Here is a 7,130-nt window from a genome sequence, read left to right as displayed (position 1 = left end):
GCGCTCCGCGAGGAACAGGCGGCCCGCCTCGATGCCCGACTCCTCCGTGTGCTCCCCGGGGATGACCCGCACCTCGGCCTCCAGCCCGTGCCGGCGCATCGCGGCCCGGTAGGCACGCCGCCGCTCGACCGATCCGGGGCCCCGGCCGCCGTCGATGTGCACGATGCGGCGGTGCCCCAGTTCGACGAGATGCTCCATGGCCTGGTGCACCCCCTTGCCCTCGGCGCTGTGGACGAAATCCACGCGGGCGCGCGGCACTCGGCGACTGACCGAGACGGTCACGGCTCTGCGTCCGAGTTCGTCGAGATACGCGGCTTCCGCCTCGGGGCCGAGCAGGATCAGCGCCTCGCAGCGGTGACTGAGGAGCGCCTCGGCCGCCTTCGCCTCGCTGCGGCCATGGGTGGCCGCGGAGAGCAGGACGTCATAGCCCAGGCGTTCGGCCTCGGGGTAGATCCCCGCGATGAGGTCCGCGTGAAAGGTCTGGTGCACGGTGAACATCACGCCGAGCGTGCGGCTGCGGCCGCGGGCCAGCAGCCTGGCCGCGCTGTCGGGGTGGTAGCCGATCTCGTCGGCGACCCGCAGCACCCGCTGCCGCGTCTCTTCGCTCGCCCCCGGCTGACCGCGGAAGATGATCGAGACGAGCGCCCGCGACACCCCCGCTTTCGCGGCGACGTCCGCCATCGTCGGCCGCTGCTTTCCCGACGCATCCACCTGTGAACCCACCTTCCACCGCGGCCAACCCTACGGACCCTCTCGAAATCTCCCAGCAACAAGGTATTGACATGACATTTGGACAGGGGTCATCGTACACACACTAGAGCGCGCTAGTAGAGCGCGGCAGTGAATCTCCTGAACGCCTCCGTCTCCGGTACGAAAGGGAAACCAGCGTGATGCCGTTCGAAGTGCTGACCATGGGCCGCACAGGGGTGGATGTGTATCCGCTCCAGACCGGCGTGGGGCTGGCAGAGGTCACGTCGTTCGGCAAGTACCTGGGCGGGAGTCCGACCAATGTGGCCGTCGCAGCGGCCCGTTACGGGCACTCCGCGGCCGTGATCACGAAGACGGGCCGGGACCCGTTCGGGGACTTCGTCCGCACGGCCTTGGAGGCGTACGGCGTCGACAGCCGGTTCGTCGGCACGTCGGCCATCGCGCCGACCCCGGTGACGTTCTGCGAGATCTTCCCGCCGGACGACTTCCCGCTGTACTTCTACCGGCTGCCCAAGGCCCCCGACCTGGACGTCCAGCCGGGCGAACTGGACCTGGACGCCGTCAGCGATGCCCGGATCTTCTGGATGACCGGCACCGGGCTGAGCGAGGAGCCGAGTCGTTCGGCCACACTGGCCGCGCTCGCGCACCGGGCGAAGGCCGGGACGACGGTCTTCGACCTGGACTGGCGGCCGATGTTCTGGAAGCACGCCGGTCAGGCCAGTTCGTACTACGCAGAGGCCCTGCGTCACACCACCGTCGCCGTCGGCAACCTCGACGAGTGCGAGGTCGCCACCGGCGAGCGCGAGCCGTATGCCGCCGCGAAGGCACTGCTCGCCGCCGGGGTGGAGCTGGCCGTGGTGAAGCAGGGGCCCAAGGGTGTCCTGGCCGTCGGCCGTGACGGTTCGGCCGTCGAGGTACCGCCGGTGCCGGTGGACGTCGTCAACGGACTCGGTGCCGGTGACGCCTTCGGCGGCGCGCTCTGTCACGGTCTGCTCTCCGGCTGGGACACCCGCCGCACGGTCGCCTTCGCCAACGCGGCCGGCGCCCTGGTCGCGGGCCGGCTCTCCTGCTCCGACGCGATGCCCACCGAGACCGAGGTCGAGTCAAAGCTCCGCGAGGCGACCACCGCTTCCATCGAACGAAAGGCGTGACGACGTGCCGTCCGACAACGTGAGCCGGATCGTGGAGGCCCGGGTAAACGACCCCGGCGCCATCGCGACGGCGGCAGCACGCCGCGTGAAAGCCCCCTCGCTCCTCGGCACCCACGGCAAGGCGATGATCGTCGCGGCCGACCACCCGGCCCGCGGCGCCAACGGCGTCGGCGCCGACCCCACCGCGATGGCCGACCGCTTCGAGCTACTGGACCGGCTGTGCACGGCCCTGGAACGGCCCGGTGTCACCGGGGTGTTGGCCACTGCCGACATCCTGGAGGACCTGCTGCTGCTCGGCGTCCTGGACGGCAAGAGCGTCTTCGGCTCCATGAACCGGGCGGGTCTTGCGGGATCGGTGTTCGAGATCGACGACCGGTTCACCGGCTACGACGCGGAGATGATCGCCGCGATGGGCTTCGACGGCGGCAAGATGCTCACCCGCATCGCCCTCGACGACCCCGCCACCCCGGCCGCCCTCCAGAACACCGCTCGCGCCGTCAACGAGCTGAACAACCACCAACTCATCGCCATGGTCGAGCCGTTCATGTCCGAGTGGCATGACGGCAGGATCCGCAACGACCTCTCGACGGACGCCGTCGTCAAGTCGATCACCATCGCCTCGGGCCTGGGCCGCCGCACCGCCTACACCTGGCTGAAGCTGCCGGTCGTGGCGGACATGGAGCGGGTGCTGGCCTCCTCGACGCTGCCCGCGCTGCTGCTGGGCGGCGAGGTCAAGGATCCCGAAGCGGCCTTCGCCTCCTGGGGCAAGGCCCTCCAACTCCCCACCGCACAAGGCCTGGTCGTCGGCCGCTCACTGCTCTACCCGTCGAACGGCGATGTCGCCGGCGCGGTCGACAAGGCGGTGAGCCTGCTGTGAGCGACACCGACAAGTACCACCTGCCGAAGGGGACTTCGGCCGACGGCCCCTACGATCTCCTGGTCACGCCCGAGTCGGCGGGCTGGGGGCACTCCGGCCTCAGGATCCTGACCCTGGGGCCGGGCCAGGCGCACACCCTGTCCACCGGGGATTCCGAGTTCCTGGTCCTGCCGCTGACGGGCTCCTGCACCGTCTCCACAGACGGAAGGGCCTTCGAACTCACCGGCCGGGCAGGCGTGTTCGCCTCCGCCACCGACTTCGCCTACCTCCCCCGCGCGTCGGAGGCCCTGATCAGCAGCGCGGACGGTGGAACGTTCGCGCTGCCCTCCGCCCGTACCGAGCGGAGCTCACTCTCCGCTCGGTACGGGCCCATGGAGGACGTCCCGGTCGAGCTGCGCGGGGCAGGAGCCTGCTCCCGGCAGGTCAACAACTACTGCCTGCCCGGCACCTTCGACGCCGAGCAGCTCCTGGTGTGCGAGGTCCTCACCCCCGGCGGCAACTGGTCCTCGTACCCGCCCCACAAGCACGACGAGCCTCGCCCCGGAGTCGAGTCCGAGCTTGAGGAGATCTACTACTTCGAGGTCGCGGGCGATGGAAACGGCTTCGGGTACCAGCGGGTCTACGGCACTCCCGAGCGACCCATCGAGGTACTGGCCGAAGTCCGCTCCGGCGACACCGTGCTGATCCCGCACGGCTGGCACGGTCCGTCGATCGCGGCGCCCGGCTACGACCTCTACTACCTCAACGTCATGGCGGGCCCTGGACAGGACCGCGCCTGGCTGATCTGCGACGACCCCGCCCACGGATGGGTGCGGGAGACCTGGGAGTCCCAGGACGTCGACGACCGCCTGCCCTTCGAAGGACTCACGCGCCGATGACCACCGTACGACTTACCACCGCCCAGGCCCTGGTCCGCTTCCTCGCGAACCAGTACAGCGAACGCGACGGCCAGGAACAGCGCTTGATCCCGGGCGTATGGGGCATCTTCGGGCACGGCAATGTGGCCGGCATCGGCCAGGCGCTGCTGCAGGCCGCCGTCACCCAAGAGGCGGACCTGCCCTACTACTTGGCCCGTAACGAACAGGGCATGGTCCACGCCTCGGTGGCCTACGCGAAGATGCGCGACCGGCTGGCGACCTTCGCCTGCACCGCCTCCACCGGGCCCGGCTCCACGAACATGATCACGGGCGCGGCCCTCGCCACGACGAACCGCATACCGGTCCTGCTGCTGCCCAGCGACATGTTCGCCACCCGCGCCGCCGACCCCGTGCTCCAGCAACTGGAGGACACCCGGGGCGGGGACGTCACGGTCAACGACACCTTCCGTGCCGTGTCGAAGTACTTCGACCGGATCTCCCGTCCCGAGCAGCTGATCCCCGCCGCGCTCGCGGCGATGCGGGTGCTGACCGACCCGGTGGAGACGGGTGCCGTAACCCTCGCCCTGCCGCAGGATGTTCAGGCCGAGGCGTACGACTGGCCGGTCGCGTTCTTCCGGCGCCGGGTGTGGCACGTGGGCCGCCCACTGCCGGAGCCGGCCGCGGTGGAGCGGGCCGCACGGCTGCTGCGCAATGCGCGCAAGCCGCTGATCGTCGCGGGCGGCGGTGCCGTGTACTCCGGCGCCGAGACCCAGCTGCGGGCCTTCGCCGAAGCCACCGGTATCCCGGTCGCCGACACCCACGCCGGCAAGGGCGCGGTCCCCTGGGACCACCCCTGCGCGGTCGGCGGCATCGGCTCGACCGGCTCGTACGCGGCTAACGAACTGGCGAAGGAGGCCGATGTCGTCCTCGGCATCGGCACCCGCTACAGCGACTTCACCACCGCGAGCCACACCATCTTCGCCAACCCCGACGTCGCCTTCGTCAACCTCAACGTCGCCCGCCTGGACGCCGTCAAGCACTCCGCCGAGCCCCTGGTGGCCGACGCCCGCCTCGGCATCGAAGCCCTCGCCGAAGCGCTGGCCGACTGGGAGGTCACCCCGGACTACCGCACGCGAACCGGCCAACTCATCGCCCGCACAAGGGAGATCGAGGACCGATGCTTCACCGTCGGCCACGGTCCGCTCCCCGCGCAGACCGAGATCCTCGGCGCCCTGGGCGACGTGCTCGGCGACCGTGACGTCGTCATCAACGCCGCCGGCTCCATGCCCGGCGACCTGCAACAGCTGTGGCGGGCACGGGATCCGAAGGCCTACCACGTCGAGTACGCCTACTCCTGCATGGGCTACGAGATCGCCGCCGGCCTCGGCGTCAAAATGGCCGACCCCTCGCGCGAGGTCGTCGTCCTGGTCGGCGACGGCTCGTATCTGATGATGGCTCAGGAGATCGTGACCATGGTCTCCGAGGGCCTGAAGGTCATCGTCGTCCTCGTCCAGAACCACGGATTCGCCTCGATCGGCGCCCTGTCCGAGTCGCTCGGCTCACAGCGCTTCGGCACCAACTACCGCTTCCGGAACAGTGGTTCGGGCCTGCTAGACGGAGACATCCTCCCCGTCGACCTCGCCGCCAACGCCTCCTCGCTCGGCGCGGACGTCCTGCAAGCCACCTCCGTCGACGAGTTCCGTACGGCGATGGAGAAAGCGAAGGCCGCGACCCGCACCACCGTCGTCCACGTCGAGACCGATCTCTACGGGCCGAACCCGCCCGGCCACGGCTGGTGGGACGTCCCCGTCAGCCAGGCCTCCGCCCTGGAGACCACCCGCGCCGCGCACGAGACGTATGCCGCCCACAAGCAGGCCCAGCGCCACTACCTGTAAGGACCCCCCTCCCGTGAAGACCATTCAGCACTGGATCGACGGCACGGCCGTCCCCGGCACGGACACCGCTCCGGTGTTCGACCCGGCCACCGGACGACAGCAGGCCCAGGTGGTCCTGGGCGGATCCGCCGACGTGGACACCGCCGTCACAGCCGCCGCGCGGGCCTTCGAGACCTGGTCCGAGTCGTCCCTCACCCAGCGCACCCAGGTGATGTTCGCCTTCCGCCAGCTCCTCGTCGAGCACGAGGAGGAACTGGGCCGGATCATCTCCGCCGAACACGGCAAGACCGTCGACGACGCACGCGGCGAGATCACCCGCGGCCGTGAGGTCGTCGAATTCGCCTGCGGCCTCGGCGACGTACTCAAGGGATCCTTCTCCGACCAGGTCTCCCGCGGCATCGACGTGCACGACTTCCGCCAGCCGCTCGGCGTCGTCGCCGGCATCACCCCGTTCAACTTCCCCGCCATGGTGCCCCTTTGGATGCACCCCATCGCCATCGCGACCGGCAACACCTTCATCCTCAAGCCCAGCGAACGCGACCCCTCCGCCGCGAACTTCGTCGCCGAGCTGTACCAGAAGGCCGGCCTGCCCGACGGCGTCTTCAACGTCGTCCACGGCGGCAAGGACGCCGTCGACGCGATCCTCACCCACCCCGGCATCGAGGCCGTCTCCTTCGTCGGGTCGACCCCCATCGCCAAGTACGTGCACGAGCAGGGCACTTCGGCCGGCAAGCGCGTCCAGGCCCTCGGCGGCGCCAAGAACCACGCCGTCGTCCTCCCGGACGCCGACCTGGACTTCGCCGCCAACCACATCACCGCCGGCGCCTACGGCTCGGCCGGCGAACGCTGCATGGCCGTCTCCGTCGCCGTGGCCGTGGGTGACGCGGCGGACGGGCTGGTGGAGGTGCTGGGGCGCAAGGCCCGCGAGGTGAAGGTCGGGCCCGGTGACGCCCCGGGCGTGGAGATGGGACCGCTGGTCACCAAGGCCGCCCAGGAACGTGTCGAGAACGCCGTCGGCACCGCCGCCGCACAGGGCGCCACCGTCGTCGTGGACGGCCGCGGACTGAAGATCGACGGCCACGAGGACGGCTTCTTCACCGGCCCGTCCCTGCTCGACCACGTCACCGTCGAGATGGACGCCTACAAGGAGGAGCTGTTCGGCCCGGTCCTCGCGATCGTCCGCGTCGACACACTCGACGAGGCCATCGCCGTCATCAACGCCAACCCGTACGGCAACGGCACCGCCTTGTTCACCGCTTCCGGCGAGGCCGCCCGCCGATTCCAGCGCAACGTCAAGGTCGGCATGATCGGCGTCAACGTGCCGGTCCCCGTCCCGATGTCGTACTACTCCTTCGGCGGCTGGAAGGACTCCCTCATCGGCGACTCCCCCATCCACGGCCCCGAGGGCATCCGCTTCTACACCCGCCCCAAGGTCGTCACCACCCGCTGGCCGAAGCCTGCCCAGCAGGTCGCCGCCGGCTTCAACTTCCCCACCTCCAGCTGATCCACAGAGTTCCCTGTCCCCCCTTCGCAAAGGACCGACCATGGCAACGGCGCCAACTCCCCTCCGTACCGTCGCGGGCAACCTCTGCCTGGGCTCCGCCCCCGACTCCTGGGGCATCTGGTACCCCGAGGACGAGCA

6 protein-coding genes and 1 pseudogene are annotated in these 7,130 nt (G+C 70.0%); 6 read left to right on the top strand and 1 reads right to left on the bottom strand.

Annotation, left to right across the window (positions count from 1 at the left end; translation table 11 throughout):
* Positions 1–681: LacI family DNA-binding transcriptional regulator (locus ACFWP5_RS51150; RefSeq protein WP_384173897.1), on the bottom strand; the 681-nt coding region annotated here is incomplete at its 3' end.
* A gap of 209 nt (positions 682–890) precedes the next feature.
* Between ACFWP5_RS51150 and iolC the strand changes: the two genes are divergently transcribed.
* The 6 genes and pseudogenes from iolC to ACFWP5_RS51120 form a co-directional block, all read left to right on the top strand.
* Positions 891–1,859 carry a 5-dehydro-2-deoxygluconokinase gene (gene iolC, locus ACFWP5_RS51145; protein WP_384173894.1) on the top strand — a complete coding sequence of 323 codons (969 nt, stop codon included), beginning with the start codon at positions 891–893 and terminating at the stop codon, positions 1,857–1,859.
* A 4-nt stretch (positions 1,860–1,863) separates the two neighbouring features.
* Positions 1,864–2,736, top strand: coding sequence for an aldolase (locus tag ACFWP5_RS51140; protein WP_384173892.1), 873 nt, complete (start codon positions 1,864–1,866; stop codon positions 2,734–2,736).
* Entirely contained in the window at positions 2,733–3,614 is an 882-nt protein-coding gene (gene iolB, locus ACFWP5_RS51135; RefSeq protein ID WP_384173889.1) for a 5-deoxy-glucuronate isomerase, read from the top strand. Before ACFWP5_RS51140 ends, iolB begins: the two co-directional genes overlap by 4 nt.
* Complete coding sequence (gene iolD / locus ACFWP5_RS51130; RefSeq protein ID WP_384173886.1) at positions 3,611–5,488, top strand: 3D-(3,5/4)-trihydroxycyclohexane-1,2-dione acylhydrolase (decyclizing); 1,878 nt, start codon at positions 3,611–3,613, stop codon at positions 5,486–5,488. The genes iolB and iolD overlap by 4 nt, the downstream gene beginning before the upstream one ends.
* 13 nt (positions 5,489–5,501) lie before the next feature.
* On the top strand, positions 5,502–6,992 hold the full coding sequence (locus ACFWP5_RS51125) for a CoA-acylating methylmalonate-semialdehyde dehydrogenase (protein WP_384173883.1): 1,491 nt from the start codon (positions 5,502–5,504) through the stop codon (positions 6,990–6,992).
* Between the two features lie 40 nt (positions 6,993–7,032).
* A pseudogene (locus ACFWP5_RS51120) lies at positions 7,033–7,130 on the top strand (2-keto-myo-inositol dehydratase); the annotation flags it as partial.

The sequence above is a fragment of the Streptomyces sp. NPDC058469 genome (assembly GCF_042721125.1).
Taxonomy (GTDB): Bacteria; Actinomycetota; Actinomycetes; order Streptomycetales; family Streptomycetaceae; genus Streptomyces.
The sequence above is the reverse complement of the archived record's forward strand: the minus strand, read 5'-3'. Positions and strand labels throughout refer to the sequence as shown.